Genomic DNA, 18,564 nt, shown 5'->3' on the forward strand with positions numbered 1-18,564 from the left:
GCGGGCGTCGAAGAGCCCGGCGCGGGTGTGCGGGAAGTCAGCTCAGCCGTACGGCGAGGGCGGCGGGGGTGGGGGCCTCGAAGACGGCGGCGATCGGGACCTCCCGGCCGAGCGCGGCCCGGACCCGGTTGACCAGACGGGTCGCCAGCAGGGAGTGCCCGCCGAGCGCGAAGAAGTCGTCGTCCGGACCGACCTGGTCGGCGCCCAGCACCTCGGCGAAGAGGCGGCACAGCTCGGCCTCGTCCCCGGAGAGCACCCGGCCCGCGTCCAGTCCGCCGCCCACGACCCGCGGGCGGGGCAGCGCGGCCCGGTCGACCTTGCCGTTCACCGTCAGGGGCAGCGCGTCCAGCGCGACCACGGCGGACGGCAGCATGAAGGACGGCAGCCGGGCGGCGACCGCTTCCCGGACCGCCTTGACGTCGGCCTCGGCGGGGACCACGTACCCCACCAGCCGGCGGTCCCCCGGCTCGTCCTCCCGGACCACCGCGACCGCCTGGCCGACCCCCGGCGCGGCACTCAGCGCGGCCTCCACCTCGCCCAGTTCCACCCGGAAGCCCCGCAGCTTCACCTGGAAGTCCCGTCTCCCGACGAACTCCAGCAGACCGTCCGGGCGGTACCGCACCACGTCCCCGGTGCGGTACATCCGCGACCCCGGCTCCCCGAAGGGGTCGGGCACGAACCGCTCCGCCGTCAGCCCCGGCCGCCCCGCGTACCCGCGGGCCACCCCGGCGCCGCCCACGAACAACTCGCCCTCGCTGCCGAGCGGTACGGGGGCGAGGCGGGCGTCCAGGACATGGCAGGTGAGGTGGTCGAGCGGGACCCCGATGGGCGAGGTGGCGGGCCAGTGGGCGGCGTCGCCGTCGAGGAGGTGGGCGGTGGCGGCGTGGGTCTCGGTGGGGCCGTAGAGGTTGTGCAGCCGGCGGCCGGTGCCGAAGAAGCGGCGCATGGCGGGGCTGACGGTGAGGGGCTCGCCGCCCTGGGCGACATCGGTGAGGGCGGGCAGGCCGAGCCCCTGCTCCAGGGCCTCCTCGCAGAGGCCGTGGACGACGGCCGTGGGCGCGAAGAGTTCGGCCACGTTCTCCCGCGCCATCCAGCGGACCAGGTCGGCCGGACTGCGCCGCACCTCCTCGCGGGGTACGGCGAGGGTCTTGCCGGAGCCCAGCGCCGAGAGGATCTCCTGCGGCGCGGGGTCGAAGCCGAGCGAGGCGAACTGCGCGGTCACCACGCCCGGCCGGTCCCCGATGACCCGGGCGTGCCAGGCGAGCAGGTTCTCGAACGCGTCCACGGGGAACTCGACCGCCTTGGGGCGGCCGGTGGAGCCGGAGGTGTAGATGACGTACAGCAGCCGGCCGGGGGCGAGGCCGCCGGGGTGGGTGACGGGCGCGTCGTCGTAGCCGTCCAGGTCCGGGTCCATGGGGACCGTCGCCGTACCCGGCGCCAGCAGTCTCGCCACCTCGGCCGAGGCCACCACGCACACCGGGGCGGCGTCCTCGACCATGAAGCGGATGCGGTCGGCCGGGTGCTCGGGGTCGACCGGCAGATACGCGGCACCCGCCTTGACCACGGCGAGCAGCGTGACCACGAACTCCAGCGAGCGCGGCATCGCCAGCGCCACCACCGAGTCCTGCCCGGCGCCGCGCTCCCGCAGCAGCCGGGCGAGCCGGTTGCTGCGGGCGTCGAGCTGCGCGTAGCTGAGGGCGGTGCCCTCATGGCGTACGGCGACGGCGTCCGGACGTCGGCGGACCTGGGCGGCGAACGCGTCGAGGACCGGGGTGGTCCGGGTGCCGGTGGCCCCGGTCGACAGCGTCCGCAGCAGGGCGCGCTCGGTGTCGGGCAGCACCGCGAGGCGGCTCAGCGGGCGGCCGGGGTCGGTGACGGCGTCGCGCAGCAGGGCGCACAGGCGGCCCGTGAGCCGTTCGGCGGTGACCGGGTCGAACAGGTCGGTGCTGTACTCCAGCGTGCCGCGCAGCCCGGCGGGGCCGCCGTCCGGGGCGAACTCCTCGGTGAAGCCGAAGACGAGGTCGAACCGGGAGACGGGCAGCCGCAGTTCGGTCGTCTCGACGCGGACCCGGTCCAGTTCGAAGACGGCCCGGCGGCTGTCCTCGAAGACGAGCATGGTCTGGAAGAGCGGGTGGCGGCCCAGTGACCTGGGCGGCCGCAGCGCCTCCACCAGCAGCTCGAAGGGGAGCGCCTGGTGGGCGTAGGCGGCCAGGTCGGTGTCGCGGGCCCGGCGCACCAGGTCCGCGAAGGACGGGTCGCCGCCGGTGTCGGTGCGCAGCACCAGGGTGTTGACGAAGAAGCCCACGGCATCGTCGAGTTCGTGCTCGGCGCGGCCGCCCACCGGGGTGCCGAGGACGGTGTCGGTGCCCGCGCCGATACGGGTGAGCAGCGCGGCCAGCGCGGCGTGCACGACCATGAACGGGGTGGCGCGCAGCCGCCGGGCCAGGTCGGCGACCAGCCGGTGGGTGCCGGCGTCCAGCCCGAACGGCACGATGCCGCCGCTGTGGCTGGCGCGGGCCGGGCGGGGCCGGTCGGTGGGCAGCTCCAGGTGGTCGGGCAGTCCGGCCAGCCGGTCCCGCCAGTGGGCGAGGCAGCGGCCGGCGGTACTGCCGGGATCGGACGGGTCGCCGAGCGCGTCGCGCTGCCAGAGGGCGTGGTCGGCGTACTGCACCGGCAGCGGGGTCCAGTCCGGGGCGTCACCCTTGACGCGGGCGCGGTACGCCTCGGCGAGGTCGGCGGCGAGCGGACGTACGGAGAGTCCGTCGACGGCGATGTGGTGCAGGACGAGCAGCAGGTGGTGCTCCTCCGGGCCGACGCGCAACAGCCTTGCCCGCAGAGGGGGTTCGAAGGAGACGTCGAAGGCACGTCCGGCGAACGCGTCCCGCTCGGCGGCCACCTGACCGGCGTCCACGTCCTCGGCGGCCAGCTCCGGCAGCACCTCCTCGGGTGCGAGCACCTGCTGGTAGGGCTCGCCCAGATCGCCGGGGAGGACGGTGCGCAGGCTCTCGTGGCGGGCCAGCACGTCCAGCAGGGCCCGGTGCAGCGCGGACGCGTCCAGCGGTCCGGTGAGGCCGAGCGCGTAGGGGACGTTGTAGACGGGCTTGGGCCCTTCGAGGCTGTTGAGGAACCACAGCCGCCGCTGGGCGTACGACAACGGGGGCTCCGCGGGCCGCTCGCGCGGCACCAGGCCGGGCCCGGCCGGGGGCGCCCCGGCCAGCCGTACGGCGAGGTCGGCGGGGGTGGACGCCTCGAAGACGGCGGCGATCGGGAGCTCCCGGCCGAGCGCGGCCCGGACCCGGTTGACCAGACGGGTCGCCAGCAGGGAGTGCCCGCCGAGCGCGAAGAAGTCGTCGTCCGGACCCACCTCGTCCGCGCCCAGCACCTCCGCGAACAGCCGGCACAGCGCCGACTCGTCCTCGGTCAGCGCCCGTTCCACGCCCGCGCCCAGCACCCGCGGCCGGGGCAGCGCGGCCCGGTCGACCTTGCCGTTCACCGTCAGCGGCAGCGCGTCCAGCACCACGACGGCGGACGGCACCATGAACGACGGCAGCCGCTCGGCCACCGCCTCCCGCACCGCCGCCGGACCGACCCCGGCGGCCACCACGTACCCCACCAGCCGGCGGTCACCCGGCTCGTCCTCCCGGACCACCGCCACCGCCTGCGCGACCCCCGGCGCGGCCCCGAGCGCGGCCTCCACCTCGCCCAGCTCCACCCGGAAGCCCCGCAACTTCACCTGGAAGTCCCGTCGGCCCGCGAACTCCAGCAGTCCGTCGGCCCGCTCGCGCACCAGGTCCCCGGTGCGGTACATCCGCGCCCCCGGCTCGCCGGACGGGTCGGGCAGGAACCGCTCGGCGGTCAGCGCGGGACGGCCCACGTACCCGCGGGCCACGCCCCCGCCGCCCACGTACAGCTCGCCGTCGACGACGCGGGCCCGGACGCCGGGGAGGGCGTGGCCGATGGGGACGGTGGCGGCACAGTCCCGCTCCCAGCCGGGCCCGGTGCGGTAGACGGTGGTGGTGACGGTGGCCTCGGTCGGGCCGTAGACGTTGCAGAACTCCACGCGTTCGCCGACGGCCCGCTTCCACGCGGCCAGCCGCTCACGGGCCGCCTGCTCCCCGGCGGCCAGCACGAACCGCAGGGGCGCGGCGGCGAGCCGGGTGAGGAGGTCCGCGTCCTCGGTCAGGGCGTGCCAGAAGGCGGTGGGCAGGGAGGCGACGGTGATGCCCTCCGCCTCGATCCAGTCGACGAGTTCGCGCGGGGTGCAGCGCAGCCCGTCCGCGCGGACGACGAGGGTGGCGCCGTGGGCCAGCGCCGGGAAGATCTCCTCCACGGAAGCGTCGAAGCTCAGCGACCGGCACTGCATGACCCGGTCGTCCGGGGTCAGCCGGAAGGTGCCGGCGGTGGCCCGGAGATGGTGGGCCAGGGCGCGGTGCGGGACGAGCACGCCCTTGGGGCGGCCGGTGGAGCCGGAGGTGTGGATGACGTAGGCGGCGTTGTCGGGCAGTACGTCCACGTCGGGGCCCGGCTGGTCCTCGGCCCCGTATCCATCGCCATCTCCGTGTCCGGCCGAGAGGACGTCCTCCAGGAACACGACGTGCTCGGGGGTGCCGTCGACGGCGGCGAGCAGGTTCCGGGTGGTGACCAGGCAGCGGGCGCCGGTGTCGGCGAGGACGTAGCGGAGGCGTCCGGCCGGGTAGGCCGGGTCCAGGGGGACGTAGGCGCCGCCCGCGCGGAGCACGCCGAGCACGGTGACCACCGCGTCGGCACCGGCGGGCAGGCACAGCGCGACCGGGTCCTCCGGGCGCACCCCGAGGGCGGTCAGGCGCCGGGCGAGGCGGCCGGAGAGGCGGTCCAGCTTGCCGTAGGACACCTCCCGAGCGCCGTCCCGCACGGCGACGCGTCCGGGCTCGCTGCGGGCCTGCCGCAGGATGCGTCCGTGCACCGGGACCGGCGGCTCCGTCATGCTCTCTTCCCCCGTCATCGGCTCCCCCAAGATCGCCGGCACCGCCGGTTCAGGTCCGTCCCTCACCGCTGCGCGGCGGCCGCGTGGACGGTGTCGACCGCCTGGGCCAGTTCGGCCAGCACCGGGTGGGCGAGCACGGTGCGGTGGCTGATGTCGGCGCCCAGGTCGCGGGCGATGCGCATCTTCATGCGGAAGGCGAGCAGCGAGTTGCCGCCGCGCTCGAAGAAGTGGTCGGTGCGGCCGATCTCCGGTTCGGCGAGCAGCTCCGCCCACAGCCCGGTGAGATACCGCTCGGTGGGTGACAGCGCGGCGGCCGGTGCCTCGTCGGCGCGGGCGCGGCGGCGTTCGGCGAGGAGGCCGAGCAGGGCGGCCACGTCGCGTTTGCCGTGGTGGTTGGCCGGTATCTCCGGAAGGATCACCAGGGAGCCGGGGACCATGAAGAACGGCAGCTCCTTCTCGGCCGCCTCACGCACCGCGGTCTCCTCCAGCGGGCCGTCGCCCGCCACGAAGGCCACCAGCATCCGGTCGGTGCCCTCGCCCTCGGACACCACGACCGCGTCCCGCACCCCCGGCAGGGCGCGCATCAGCCGCTCCACCTCGCCGAGTTCCACACGGAAGCCGCGGATCTTGCACTGGTCGTCCGCCCGGCCCACGTAGTCGAGCACCCCGTCCTCGCGCAGCCGGACCAGGTCGCCGGTGCGGTAGACCCGGCCGATTCTGGTGCCGTGGGGGTCCTGGACGAAGCGCTCCGCCGTCAGCTCGGGGGCGTCCAGGTAGCCGCGCGCCAACTGGGCCCCGCCGATCAGGAGTTCACCGGTCTCACCGGGGGCGGCCGGGCGGCCGTCGGTGAACACGTGCGCGGTGACGCCGTCGAGGGGGCGGCCGATGGGGATCGCGTCCCCCTCGGCGTCGCGGGCGGTGACGCGGTGGGCGGTGCAGGCGGTGGTGCTCTCGGCCGGGCCGTACAGGTTGTGCAGGCTGCCGGTGAAACCGCCGCCGAGGATGTTCCGGCAGGCGGCCGGGAGGATCACGTCGCCGGCCACCTGGAGGACGCGCAACGGGGCGAAGGCGTCCGGGTGTTCGGTGGCGACATGGTTGACGACCATGGTGGGCACCAGCATCGCGGTGATCCCGAGCCGGGTGAGTTCGGCGCGGAACCCGGCCTCCAGCAGCTCGGGCACCGGCGGCAGCACGACCACCTCGGCACCGGCCGCGAAGGTGTTCCAGATCTCGTAGTGGAACAGGTCGAAGGAGAGCGAGGAGATCTGGCCGACCCGGTCCTCGGCGGTGAGCGGGACCAGGGCGCGGTTCAGCGCGAAGGCGACGAGGTTGCGGTGCTCCAGCACGATCGCCTTGGGCGTGCCGGTGGAGCCGGAGGTGAACAGCACGCAGGCCGCGTCGGCAGGTTCCGGCCGGGCCGCGGCGGCGGGGGCGGCGCCGTACGCGGCGGGCAGCGGGACGACCAGGGTGCCGAGCCCGGCGAGCCGGGGCGCCCGGTCCTCGGAGGTGAGGACCGCCGCCGCGCCGCTCACGGTCAGCATCAGGTCACGGCGGCTGTCGGGGTAGCGGTCGTCCACGGCGACGTAGGCGGCACCCGCCTTCAGCACGCCGAGGACGGCGGTGAACACGTCCACGGACCGGCCGGTGCAGAGCCCGACCCGGTCGCCGGGGCCGATGCCCCGCGCGGCCAGGAGGGCGGCGACCGCGTCCGCGCGCCGGTCGAGTCCGCGGTACGTGAGCACGGTGTCCCGGTCGCTCACCGCACGGCGGTCCGGGTACCGGGCCACGGTCCGGGCGAAGAGGTCCAGCAGCGAGAGCGGTCGGTCCGCCGGGTCGTGGTCACGCGGATCGGACACGTCGGACTTCCTCTTCTGCAGGGTGGATTCGGTTGTCGGGGCCGGGCCCGTCATGCGGTGGGCGGGCCGAGCAGGGTGAGGGCCAGCTCCCTGGTGCGGGGGTCGCGCAGCAGGTCGTTGCGGCCGCAGTCCACGAGGTGGTTCTCGGTGGTGCCCGCGCCCGGCCAGCGCCGCGGGCCCTGGTGGCCGGGGGTGCGGATGTGCTCGACGCGGCCGCCCCAGGCGGGCCGGGCGGTGTGCAGGGAAGCGGTCAGATGGGCGATCCAGTCCAGGTAGAAGCCGGACACCTGCGTCGCGGCCTTCCAGGCTTCCGTCTCGTCGAAGCCGTCGTCCCGGAACACCTCGGCGGCCAGCCGGTTCATCCGGTCCTCGACGGCCGCCATCACCTCCTCGGGCCGGCCGGTCAGGGCCGCGTCGGAGAGCAGGTCGGCGTCCTCGTCCAGCGCCTGCGCGGCCCCGCCGGTCAACTGCCCGGCGACCGTACGGGCCGCGTCCCGCACCGCCTCCGGCCGGCCCGGCTCGCCGTCGAACAGCACCAGCGGTACGGGCGCTCCGGGCGGGCTGAGCAGCGCGGCCAGCTCGTGCGCGAGCGGGGCCGCCATGCAGTAGGCGAGCACCGCGCGCGGGGCCGGGCCCGTGCGGCGCGCGGCGAGTTCGGCGGCCTGCGCCCCGGCGTCCGGCACCCGGCTGTACGGCGCCGTCAGTGCGTACTCGACCTTCCAGCCCGCCTCCTCCAGCCGCAGGTCGGCGATCCGGGCCTCGTCCCGTCGGCCGGGGAAGTCCAGGGCCAGCAGTACGTCAGTCATGGCACACCGCGCTCTCCAGGAAGCTTCCGATCCCGCCGGGCAGCGCGGGGTCGGCCATGATCCCGTAGTGGTCGCCCGGCACGGGGGCGACGGTGAGCCCGCCCGAGGTGACGGCGCCCCAGCCCCGGTCCTCGGCGGCCCAGGTCTCCCCGGCGGCGGCCAGCAGCCGCACCGGACCCCGGTGTCCGGACGGCACCCGGAACCGGCCGACCGCCCCGATGTTGGTCTCGAACCGCTCCAGCATCCGCCGGACGGCGTCCCCGTCCCGGCCGGGGTCCAGCAGCCCGCGCTCCTCCGCGCGCCGCCACAGCTCCGCCCGGCCGGTGATCCCGTCCCCGAGGTCGATGCCCGCCGAGGTGCCCCAGTCCCGCGCGAACCACCGCACGAGGTCGGCCTCGCCCGGTGTCCCGGCACCGGGGTCGGGGACATGGCTGTCGATCAGCACCACCGGGACCGTCCGCCCGGAGGCGGCCTCGAAGCGGCGGGCCATCTCGAAGGCGACGACCCCGCCCATCGACCAGCCGCCGAAGGCGACCGGCCCCTCTTCGAGCAGCGGGGCGGCGGCCGTCAGATAGGCGTCGGCCATCGCCTCCACGCTGTCCAGGCCGACGGCCTCGATCCCGTACACCGGCATCGGCAGTCGCCGGGCCAGCGGGACGTAGCAGGTGATGCCGCCGCCGACCGGGTGGACCAGGAGCAGCGGCGGTCCCTCGCCGGGGGCGAGCCGGACCAGTTCGGCGGGCTCGGTGCCGCGCAGGCCGCGGTCGACGGCCGCCGCGAGCCCCTCGATGGTGCGGGCCTCGAACAGCACCCCGGCGGGCAGGTCGACGCCGTACTCCAGCCGCACCCGGTTGAGCATCCGGATGCCCGTGAACGAGTGCCCGCCGAGGTCGAAGAAGTCGGCCCGCCGGCCGATGTCCGTACGGCCCAGCAGCCTCGCCCAGACGTCCCGCAGGAACTCCTCGGTCGGGCTCCACGGGGCGTCGTCCGGTTCCGGGGCCGACGGCTCGGGACCGGCCTCGGCCGCCGGTGGGGCCCAGGGGACCGTGCCGAGGGCGCCCAGGGGGGTGCCGGGGTCGGTGACCGCCCGGGTCAGCAGCTCCAGCAGCTCCCCGAGGAACCGGTCGGCGCTCTTGTCGTCGTACAGCTCGGTGGCGTACTCCAGGCTCAGCACCAGGCCGTCGTCCTCCTCCCAGGTGGTGACCAGGAGGTCGAACTTGGCGGTGGACGTGCGCTCGTCCACCGGCTCGGCGGTCAGCCCGGCCGGGGGCGGTACGACCTCGCCGGAGGTTCCCTGATGGGCGTAGAGCACCTGGAACAGCGGGGAGGTGCCGGGCAGCCGGAGCGGGTTGGCGCTCTCCACCACCCGGTCGAAGGGGACCTCCTGGTGGTCCAGGGCGTCCAGCACCTGGAGCCGGGTGCGGCGCAGGTGGTCCAGGAAGGACGGGTCGCCCGCCAGGTCGGCGCGCATGACCAGGGTGTTGACGAAGCAGCCGATCAGCGGCCGGAGTTCGGACCGTACCCGGCCGGAGACCGGCGAGCCCACCAGCACGTCGGTACGGCCCGAGGCGAGCCCGATCATCGCCTGCAGCGCGGCCAGCACCACCATGTACACGGTGGCCGTCTCCGCGCGGGCCAGCTCCACCAGCGCGCCGTACGTCCCGGCGGGCACGCGCACCCGCACCTCCCGTCCCTCGCCGGTGCGCCGGGCGGGGCGGGGCCGGTCCGGGGGGACGGTGCTCAGGATCGGGGCGTCGGCCAGGCGCTCGGCCCACCAGCGGGTCTGCCGGGCCAGCACCCCGCCGTCCAGCCGCTCCTGCTGCCAGGCCGCGTAATCGGCGTACTGGATGTCCAGGTCGGGGAGTTCGGCGCCCGTGTACGCCTGCCACAGGTCGTCCCAGAAGAGGGCGGCGGAACCGCCGTCGTAGACGACGTGGTGGAAGCAGAGCAGCAGCAGGTGCTCGTCCGGGGAGGCGGAGGTCAGCCGGGCGCGGAAGAGCGGGCCGCCGTCCAGCGCGAAGGGGGCCTCGGCGCTGCCGTCCCAGTCGGCCGGGAACAGCAGCTCCGCGAACTCCTCCACCGGCAGCACCCGGACCCGGACCTCGCCGCCCTCGACGACGAACACCGAGCGGAGGGTCTCGTGGCGGCGGGCGACGGCCAGCAGGGCCCGGCGCAGCGCCTGTGGGTCCAGCGGGCCGCCGATGCGCACGGACAGGCCGATGTTGTAGGCACCGGCCCGGCCCGCCTGCTCCAGGAACCACATCGAGCGCTGGGTCTCGGAGACCGGGGCGAGGTCCGCCTGTCCCCGGCGCGGGATTCTCGTCCTGGCGAACGCCTTCACGGCACTCCTCACTTCACCAGCGGAAGCAGGCGGCTGAGATTGGCGGCGACGCTGAGCCGGTCGCGCGCGTAGCGGTCGGCGTCCGCGTGCAGCCGTACGCACTGGCGCCAGGTCTGCACCCGGCACAGGATCGCGCCGGGCCGGGCCAGTTCGCGCAGGCGCAGCAGTTCCGCGGGCGAGGCCCACTCCTCCCAGGCTTCCAGGTAGGTGCCCGCGAGGGCGTCCCGGAAGAACTCCGGCATGGCGCCGACCTCGGTGACCCGGTCGATGGTGGTGAGCGAGTACAGGGGGTTCCCGACGACGCTCTCCGCCCAGTCGAACATCACGTCGCCCTGGTCGCGGAAGGACAGGTTGCCGTGCCACCAGTCGACGTTGAGCAGGGTGTCGGGCAGCGCGGCGGCGGCCAGTTCCTCGCACGTGGCGCGGAACTCGGGGGCGTAGGCCCGCAGCCGGCGCTGGTCGGCCTCACCGATACCGCCCTCGAGGTCCCCGGCGAGCCAGTAGGTGTCGTCGAGGATCTCGTCGTACAGGTCGGGCAGGGTGGCCGGGCGGCGGTCGGGGACCCCGAGGGCCAGCAGGGCGTCCGTCTCCCCCGCCAGCCGGTGCTGCATGCGGGCGTAACTGCCGAGCGCCCGCCGGTAGATGGGGAGGTGCTCCTCGGTGAGGTCCTCCTCGACCACCCGTGCCTCGCCGATGTCGAGGGAGAGCATCCAGTGCTCGTCGGGGTGGCGGGCGATCAGCGGGACGGTGTGCTCGGGGAACCGGTCCCGCAGCAGCGCGGTCAGGTCGGGCTCGTAGGGGAAGGGGTGCGGGGCGGCCTTGAGGAAGGCGTGGGTGTCCCCGGCCGGGATGCGCAGGGTGCACGCCCAGGGGGAGACGATCAGTTGCTCGGGCTCCGCGGTGGCGGGGGTGCCGTGCCGGGCGAGTTCCGACCCGGCCCAGGCGCCGGCGCGGGCGAGCCAGCCCGGCTCGGTCCACGGCACCTCGGGCAGCGCCGCGCCACCGGAGAGGCGCTCGGCGACGAGCCCGGCGGGCTGGCCGGGGGCGAAGGCGACCCGGGCCAGCCGGGCCGCGTCGTACCAGTCGCCCCTGGCGTCGTCGGCGCCGCGCGCCTCCAGCGCGTGCACCCGCAGCCCGTCGCCCAGGTGGGCCAGCGGGCCGAGGTAGACGGTGTCGAGGCCGTGCCGCTCGGCGAGGTGGGCGCGGATCTCGGTGGGCATGGACGCCTCATGGGCGGGCAGCCCGTGCGTCCCGTCGCCCAGGTCGGCGAGGAAGACCTCCGTGCCCTTCCTACGCGTTGTCAGGCTGAGGTTCATCAGCTCTTCCCTCCCACAGCTCACGCATGCGGTCACTGGTGCCGAGCAGTTCGTCGAGCGTGCCCTGGGCGACGACCCGGCCCTCGTCGAGGACGACGATGTGGTCGGCCTCGCGGAAGGTCTCCCGCCGGTGGGAGACGGCCAGGCAGGTCAGGGGCGAGAGACTGCGGCGCTCCCGCAGGCCCTGCCAGAGGCGGCGCTCGGTCGGGCCGTCGAGCGCGCTGGAGATGTCGTCGAAGACGAGCAGCTCGGGTTCGCGGGCGAACATGCGGGCGGCGGCGACGCGTTGGACCTGTCCGCCGGAGAGCTTGGTGCCCTTGTGCCCGACGACCGTGTCCACGCCGTCGTCCAGGCCCCGCACGTCCTCCTCCAGGACGGCCGTGCGCAGGACCGCGCGCAGCGCGTCCTCGTCCTCGGCCGCGCCGAGTTCGATGTTCTCCCGGACGGGCGCGGAGAACAGCCGCGGCACCTGCGGGGTGTAGGCGGCGCGCGGCGGGGCGATCCGGCTGCTGTCCTCGCCGTTCCACCGCACCTGGCCGCCCTGCCGCTCCAGCAGGCCGAGCACCCCGCGCAGCACGGTGGTCTTGCCGGAGCCGGTCTTGCCGGTGAGCACGACCAACTGGCCCTGCTCCAGGCGGAAGCTGATGTCGTCGACGCCGTTCGCGGAGCCGGGGTAGCGGCAGGTGAGGCCGTCCACCTCCAGGGTGCGCAGCTCCTCGCGGGGCGCGGGCAGCCGTACCGGGTCCGGCTCGAGCACCTCGGTGACGGCGCCCGGCGCGACCTCCTCCAGCCGCTCCAGCGAGGCCCCGGACGCCTTGTACAGGGCGAGGTTCTGGCTGAACAGGGAGGTGAAGTCGGTGACCCAGCCGACGTAGATGACGAAGAGGGCGAGGTCGCCGACGGTGAAGGTGCCGTCGGTGATGCTCTTGGCGGTGAGGGCGAGGACGACACCGGTGCCGAGCGCGGAGGTGTTGGTCCACACCGAGGCCAGGAAGACATCGGTGAACAGCCGGCTCTGCAGGGTCTTCTTGCGCCGGTCCTCGTTCAGGGTGCCGAGCCGGGACATGATCTGCCCCTTGGCCCCGGCGAGCCGGATGGCCTGGACCGAGCCGAGCATCTCACCGAGGAACGCGTTCACCTCGCCCGCGGCGGCGCGGCTGCCGCTGTGGTACTTGCGGATGCGCTTGCTCGCGGTGTTGATGACGATCCCGGCGAGCACCAGCGGCACACAGACCACGGCGGTGACGACGGGGTCGATGGCCAGCATGATGACGAGCGCGCCCAGCGCCTGCACGGCCGCGCCGGACACCATGAAGGTGTAGCCCACCATGGAGGCGGCGTTGGCGGTGTCGGCGACCAGCCGGTTCACCGCGTCACCGGCGGGCATCCGCAGCGCGGTGGCTCCGGGCCGGGCGAGCAGGGCGCGGACGGCGCTGCGGGTGAGCAGGGCCTGGCCGTGGGCCTCGCAGATGCCGTCGTAGGCGACGCAGGCGATCAGGCCGCCGACGCGGACCAGGGCGACCGCGACCAGGAGGGCGATCAGCAGCCACAGTCCGCTGTCGAGGTGTGCGTCGCCGGAGAGCCGGTTGAAGATCTCCCGCACGATCAGGCCGGGCACCACGAGGATGCCGCTGCGCACCAGTTGGAGCAGGAAGTTGACGGTGAACGGTCCGGGCGCGGAGCGCACCACCCGGCCGAAGGTCTGGTAGGCCTTCACGCGGCACTCCCCGCGAGCAGGGAGGACAGGTGGGAGCCGGGGTCGGCGGCGAGCGCGGCCCGCTCCCCGGCCTCGCGGACCCGGCCGTCCTGGAGGATCACCACGTGGTCCAGGTCTTTGATGGTGGACAGATGGTGGGCGATCACCAGCGTGGTCCGGCCTTCCATGAGTTCGGCCGTCGCGCGGCCGGTGAGCTGTTCCGTGGCGGGGTCGAGCCGGGACGACGCCTCGTCCAGGATCACCACGGCCGGGTCGCGCAGGAACACCCGCGCCAGCGCGATGAGCTGGGCCTGACCGGCGGACAGGGCGCCGGTGCCGCCCTCCAGGACGGTGTCCAGGCCCTCGGGCTGCTGCCGGATCCAGTCGGCGACGGCGAGCCCGTCGAGCGCCTTCCAGACCTGCTCGTCGGTGATGTCCGGGTCGAACATGGTGAGGTTGTCGCGGACGCTGGCCCGGAAGATGTGCACGTCCTGGGTGACCACGCCGACGTGCCGGTGCAGTTCGTCCAGCGGGATGTCGCGGATGTCGACGCCGGAGAAGCGGATGGCGCCCCGGTCGGCGTCCATGGCCCGGTGCAGCAGCCGCGCCACGGTGGTCTTGCCGCTGCCGGTGCGGCCGAGGAGCGCCAGCGACTGCCCGGCCGGGATGGTGAGGCTGACGTCGTCGAGCGTGGTGCGCCCGGCGGCGTACGAGAAGTGGACGTTCTCGAGCTCGACGGTGACCGGCGCGGCGGGGAACGGCGTGGTGCCGGTGTCCGCGATACGGCTCTCGGTGCCGAGGATCTCGGCGGTGCGGTCCATGCCGGCGAGGGCGACCTGGAGGCCGTCGGCGCGGTAGGCGATCCGGAACAGCGCCATGGAGAGCATGCTGGTGTAGAAGTACGACACGTAGAGCTGGCCCAGCTCCATCCGGCCGTGCGAGATGAGGTAGGCGCCGAGGGCGAAGATGGCGCCGGTCGCCAGGGAGACGCTGGTCTCCAGCACGCTGGAGGAGGCGCGGACCGCGATGGCCTCGACCTTCATCAGCTTGCGGAAGCGGTCCAGCAGGCCGTCGAGGCGGGCCATGACGTAGCGTTCGGCGCCGTTTCCGCGCACGTCCTCGGTGGCGCTGACGCTCTCCTCCAGGAAGCTGGAGATCTCGGCGTTGGTCTGCCGCATGGCGGTGAAGTACGGCTTGGCGCGGCGCTGGGCGACGCGGACCAGCGGCAGCACGAGCAGTGCGAACAGCAGCAGGGTGAGGCCGGTGCGCCAGTCGGCGAAGAAGCTCACGACGACGATGCCGACGGCCAGGATCGCGTTGGCGAGGACGTGGAAGACGAAGGTGGAGAAGAAGTTCCCCATCGTGGCCACGTCGCCGTCGATGCGCTCGATCAGCTCACCCGGTGTGTGCTCCTTGTGGAAGGACATGTCCAGGTCGAGGCAGTGCTCGGCGAGGTCCGTGCGCAGGGTGTTGGTCGCGCGCCAGCTCAGGTCCTCGGCGAGGTAGCCGGCGGCGGCGACGAGGCACTGGTTGAGCACGGTCAGGGCGATGAAGACGAGCGCGATGTCGACCAGGGCGTCCGCGCCACGGCCGTCCTGGGCGCCGTCGATGAAGCGGCCCAGCCACTGCGGGTTGAGCACGGTCAGGGCGACGTTGCCCATGACCAGGACCCCCAGCACGGACGCCCGGACCCGGTGGCCCCGCAGGTACCTCCAGAGGAGGGAGACGCGCTGCTTCACCGCTCGCCCGCCGACTCGGCCCGCTCCATGTGGCGGCGCAGGCTGAGCGGACGCATGTCGGTCCACACCTCTTCGATGTGGGCGAGGCACTCGGCCTTGGGGCCGCAGGGGCCGCTCGCCGTCCAGCCGGGGGGCATCGGGTCGTCCACCGGCCAGATCGAGTACTGCTCCTCGTGGTTGACGACGACCTGGTAGGTCACGGTGTCCTGGCTGTCGCTCATGTCCTTCTTCTCTCTCGCTGCTGTCGTGCCGGGCCGGGGGTCGGTCGGGCGGTGCCCGGCTCACCGGCGGGCCGGGGCGGCGGCCGCGATCAGCCGGTCGACCCCGGCACTCACGCGCGCCTCCGGTTCCGCGCCGACGGAGACGCGTACGAAGCCCGCGCAGGATTCGCCGTACCCGCTGCCGGGGACGACGCTGACCCCGTGGTCCAGCAGCAGGTCGCGGGCGAACCGTTCGCTGTCGGCGCCGGTGCGGCCGATGTCGGCGAACAGATAGAACGTCGAATCCCCGGCGAGGGTTTCGATCCCGGCGGCGGTGAGCGTCTTCTCGACGCGGTTGCGCCGGGCGACCACCTCCGCGATCTGCGGGCGGGTCACCGCGAGCAGGCCGGTGAAGTGCTCGGCGAGGAAGTGGCACAGGATCGAGGGGGCGCAGGTGACGATGTGCTGCTGGAGCTTGAGCACGTCGTCGAGGAAGGCGCCGGAGCCGATGAGGTAGCCGACCCGCCAGCCCGATATGCCGTAGTTCTTGGACATCGAGTTGCAGATCACCGTGTGCCGCTTCTCCGGGTCGTGCACCCCGAGGGACACGAACTCCGCGCCCAGCGGCACGAATTCGTTGTACGCCTCGTCCGCGATCAGGGTCAGCCCGTAGCGGTCGGCCAGCCGGTGCAGCTCGGCCACCTCGTCGGTGGTGAGCAGGTTTCCCGACGGGTTCTGCGGGTTGTTGACGACGATGGCGCGGGTACGCGGGGTGATGTGGTTCTTCAGCTCGCCGACCGGCACCTGGTGCGGTACGGCCACCGGGACGCCCCCGGCCAGCCGGATCTGGTCGGGGTAGCTGACCCACAGCGGCTCGCGGACCAGGACCTCGTCGCCGGGGCCGACGACCGCGAGCAGCGCCATGAACAGGGCCATCTTGGAGCCCGCGGTGACGACGAGTTCGCGCTCGGGGTCGACGGGGACCCGGCACTCGTCCCGGTAGTAGGCGGCGAGCCGCTCGCGCAGGCGCGGCACGCCCCGTGAGTGGGTGTAGTGGTGCAGGTCGACGCCGGTGCCCGCGGCGAACGCGGGCAGCGGCAGGTCGAAGAAGGCTTCGCCGAGGGACAGGGTGATGACGTCCCGGCCGGCCTCCTTCATCTCGTAGACGAGGTTGTTGACGGCGATGGAGGACGCCTGGCCGATGGCGTCGAGCCGTGCGGGCCGGTTCCGGCCGGGGGTCCCGGCGGGGTCAGAGGACACGGACCTGCCCGTTCCCCCACACCACGTTCTTCACCGAGGTCAGCGACTCCAGGCCCATCGGGCCCCGGCTGTGCAGCTTCTGCGTGGAGACGCCGATCTCGACGCCGTAGCCGAACTCGCCGCCGTCGGAGTACCGGGTGGAGGTGTTGACGAAGACGGAGCCGGTGCTGACGGCGCGGGTGAAGCGCTGGGCGACGGCGATGTCCTGGGCGACGATGCCGTCCGCGTTCATCGTGCCCCACCTGCCGATGTGGGCGATGGCCTCGTCCAGGTCGTCCACGACCTTCACGGCGAGGATCAGGTCCAGGTACTCGGTGCCCCAGTCCTTCTCCTCGGCCGGGACCGCCGCGGGCCACACCGCGCGCACCCGCTCGCAGCCGCGCACCTCGACGCCGAGCCCCTTCAGCTCGTCCAGCGCGCCCGGCAGCCACTCCTCGGCGAGGTCGCGGTGGACCAGCAGGGTCTCCATGGCGTTGCACACGCTGGGCCGGGACGTCTTGGCGTTGACCACGATGGCGGTGGCCATCTCGGGGTCGGCGGTGGCGTCGACGTAGGTGTGGCAGTTGCCGTCGCCGTCGATGACGGTGGGGACGGTGGCGTTCTCCTCGACCGTGCGGATCAGCTCCGGGCCGCCGCGCGGCACCAGCAGGTCGATGTAGCCCTTGGCGCGCAGCAGTTCCAGCGCGGCCTCGCGGGAGACGTCGTGGATGAGCTGGACGGCGTCGTCCGGGATGCCCTCGACTCCCGCCAGGGCCTCCCGGAGGACCTCGATGATGGCGGCGTTGCTGTGGTAGGCGATGGAAGAGCCGCGCAGCACGGCCGCGTTGCCGGACTTCAGGCAGAGCGCGGCCACGTCGGCGGTGACGTTGGGGCGGGCCTCGTAGATGACGGCGACCACGCCGAGGGGTTCGCGTACCTGCTCGATGACCAGGCCGTTGGGGCGTTCCTGGCGGCCGACGCCGAGGCCGACCGGGTCGGGCAGGCCGGTGATGACGCGGATGGCGCGGACCATCCCGGCGATCCGGGAGTCGGTCAGCGTCAGCCGGTCCACGAGGGTGGCCGAGACCCCGGCGGCGCGGGCCTTGTCCACATCGACGGCGTTGGCCTCGATCAGCCGGTCCCGGTGGGTCTCCAGGGCGTCCGCCATGGCGTTCAGGGCGGTGTCCTTCACCTCCGTCCGCAGTACGCGGAGTTCGGCGGCGGCCTCCTTGGCAGCACGGCAGATGTCGATCACGGACACGGTTCTACCTCCAGCAGGCTGACGTATTCATCGGGATGCAGCACCGGCGTTCCGGCCGGGAGCCGGGTGATCTCCTTGGCACCCGCGCGGGCGCGGCCGCGGGCGAGGAGGTCACCGTGTGCCGTGACGAGGTCGATGACGGTCCCGGCCGGGAAGTCGCCGTCGGCGGCGGCGACGCCCTGCCGGTCGAGCGGTCCGCGCGCGGCGAGCGCCGCCTCGCCGTCCGGGGTGCAGACCAGGCGGCCGCCGGGGGGCTGGGCGAAGGCGGACCACAGGGCGTGCAGGGGGTCGGCCGTCCTGGTGGCACGCACCAGGGTTCCGCGCGGCCGGCCCCGGCATGCCTCGACGGCCGCGTCGGCGCCGTCGAAGCGGGCGATGACGGTGGGGACGCCGCTGCGGGTGGCGATCCGGGCGGCGCCGAGCTTGGCCGCCATGCCTCCGGTGCCGTGCGCCGAGTCCGCGCCGGTGGCGGCCGCCTCCAGGCCGGCGGTGATGCCGTCCACGACGTCGATGCGGCGGGCGTCGGGGTGCAGCCGGGGGTTGCGGTCGTAGAGGCCGTCCACGTCGGTGAGCAGCATCAGGGTGCGGGCGCCGAGGCGGGCGGCGAGCAGGGCGGCGAGCACGTCGTTGTTGCGCACCATGATCGCGTCGTTCTCGTTGACGACGGGGACGACCCCGGCCGCCAGGGTGTGCAGCAGGGCCGCGCGGACGGAGACGCCGTGCTCGGGGTCCCAGATGTCGCGCGGGGTGAGCAGGAACTGGGCCGAGGTCAGGCCCTGCCGGGCGAAGGCGGCACCGACCGCCTGGAAGTGCGGGCCCTGGCCGAGGGCGGCCATGACCTGCCTGCGCGTCCCGGCCTCGCCGGGGCCCTCGCCCAGGGTGCTCCGGCCGAGCGCGATGGCGCCGGAGGCGACGACGACGGCCGTCAGGCCCTCGTCCCGCAGCCGCCGCACCATGGCGGCGACGACGTCCGCCTTGGCGGCGTCGACCCCCGCTCCCTCGACCAGGGAGGAACTGCCGATCTTGATGACGACGCACGACGACGCCGTGGCTTCTGCTGCGGGCAACGCTTCTGTTTCGGGCAACACGTCCGCACCCCCGTCGTACGCGGATGAAGCAGAGGATGAAGCAGAGGATGGAGCAGAGG

At 74.1% G+C, this 18,564-nt stretch carries 11 protein-coding genes; all 11 read right to left on the minus strand.

Annotated features, from left to right (window positions below):
• Positions 1 to 37 precede the first annotated feature (37 nt).
• Positions 38 to 4,963 carry a non-ribosomal peptide synthetase gene (locus HEK131_RS24365; RefSeq protein WP_244337027.1) on the minus strand — a complete coding sequence of 1,642 codons (4,926 nt, stop codon included), beginning with the start codon at positions 4,961 to 4,963 and terminating at the stop codon, positions 38 to 40.
• 62 nt (positions 4,964 to 5,025) lie between these two features.
• On the minus strand, positions 5,026 to 6,819 hold the full coding sequence (locus HEK131_RS24370; RefSeq protein ID WP_244337028.1) for a non-ribosomal peptide synthetase: 1,794 nt from the start codon (positions 6,817 to 6,819) through the stop codon (positions 5,026 to 5,028).
• Between the two features lie 50 nt (positions 6,820 to 6,869).
• Positions 6,870 to 7,625 (minus strand): hypothetical protein, encoded by a 756-nt coding sequence (locus tag HEK131_RS24375; RefSeq protein ID WP_244337029.1) that lies wholly within the window; start codon positions 7,623 to 7,625, stop codon positions 6,870 to 6,872.
• Positions 7,618 to 9,978, minus strand: a complete 2,361-nt coding sequence (locus HEK131_RS24380) for a condensation domain-containing protein (RefSeq protein ID WP_244337030.1) — start codon at positions 9,976 to 9,978, stop codon at positions 7,618 to 7,620. Before HEK131_RS24380 ends, HEK131_RS24375 begins: the two co-directional genes overlap by 8 nt.
• A complete protein-coding gene (locus HEK131_RS24385; protein ID WP_244337031.1) occupies positions 9,975 to 11,282 on the minus strand; it encodes a hypothetical protein in 1,308 nt (435 codons plus the stop codon). The genes HEK131_RS24380 and HEK131_RS24385 overlap by 4 nt, the downstream gene beginning before the upstream one ends.
• Positions 11,257 to 12,999, minus strand: a complete 1,743-nt coding sequence (locus HEK131_RS24390) for an ABC transporter ATP-binding protein (RefSeq protein ID WP_217461784.1) — start codon at positions 12,997 to 12,999, stop codon at positions 11,257 to 11,259. Before HEK131_RS24390 ends, HEK131_RS24385 begins: the two co-directional genes overlap by 26 nt.
• Positions 12,996 to 14,717, minus strand: coding sequence for an ABC transporter ATP-binding protein (locus HEK131_RS24395; protein WP_244337032.1), 1,722 nt, complete (start codon positions 14,715 to 14,717; stop codon positions 12,996 to 12,998). The genes HEK131_RS24390 and HEK131_RS24395 overlap by 4 nt, the downstream gene beginning before the upstream one ends.
• Positions 14,714 to 14,938 (minus strand): MbtH family protein, encoded by a 225-nt coding sequence (locus HEK131_RS24400; RefSeq protein WP_217461786.1) that lies wholly within the window; start codon positions 14,936 to 14,938, stop codon positions 14,714 to 14,716. The genes HEK131_RS24395 and HEK131_RS24400 overlap by 4 nt, the downstream gene beginning before the upstream one ends.
• A 60-nt stretch (positions 14,939 to 14,998) precedes the next feature.
• Positions 14,999 to 16,177, minus strand: coding sequence for a pyridoxal phosphate-dependent aminotransferase (locus HEK131_RS24405; RefSeq protein WP_244337033.1), 1,179 nt, complete (start codon positions 16,175 to 16,177; stop codon positions 14,999 to 15,001).
• Positions 16,167 to 17,411, minus strand: a complete 1,245-nt coding sequence (locus tag HEK131_RS24410) for a glutamate-5-semialdehyde dehydrogenase (protein ID WP_217461807.1) — start codon at positions 17,409 to 17,411, stop codon at positions 16,167 to 16,169. The genes HEK131_RS24405 and HEK131_RS24410 overlap by 11 nt, the downstream gene beginning before the upstream one ends.
• Positions 17,408 to 18,484 (minus strand): glutamate 5-kinase, encoded by a 1,077-nt coding sequence (gene proB / locus HEK131_RS24415; protein WP_244337035.1) that lies wholly within the window; start codon positions 18,482 to 18,484, stop codon positions 17,408 to 17,410. Before proB ends, HEK131_RS24410 begins: the two co-directional genes overlap by 4 nt.
• Between the last annotated feature and the right edge of the window lie 80 nt (positions 18,485 to 18,564).

Origin of the sequence: Streptomyces seoulensis, assembly GCF_022846655.1 — a bacterium.
In the GTDB taxonomy this organism is placed as follows: Bacteria; Actinomycetota; Actinomycetes; order Streptomycetales; family Streptomycetaceae; genus Streptomyces.

Excerpts from the sequence above, each read along its gene's own strand:
- HEK131_RS24365 (WP_244337027.1), bottom strand. The coding sequence starts at position 4,963 with ATGACGGAGCCGCCGGTCCCGGTGCACGGACGCATCCTGCGGCAGGCC.
- HEK131_RS24375 (WP_244337029.1), bottom strand. The coding sequence starts at position 7,625 with ATGACTGACGTACTGCTGGCCCTGGACTTCCCCGGCCGACGGGACGAG.
- HEK131_RS24385 (WP_244337031.1), bottom strand. The coding sequence starts at position 11,282 with ATGAACCTCAGCCTGACAACGCGTAGGAAGGGCACGGAGGTCTTCCTC.
- HEK131_RS24400 (WP_217461786.1), bottom strand. The coding sequence starts at position 14,938 with ATGAGCGACAGCCAGGACACCGTGACCTACCAGGTCGTCGTCAACCAC.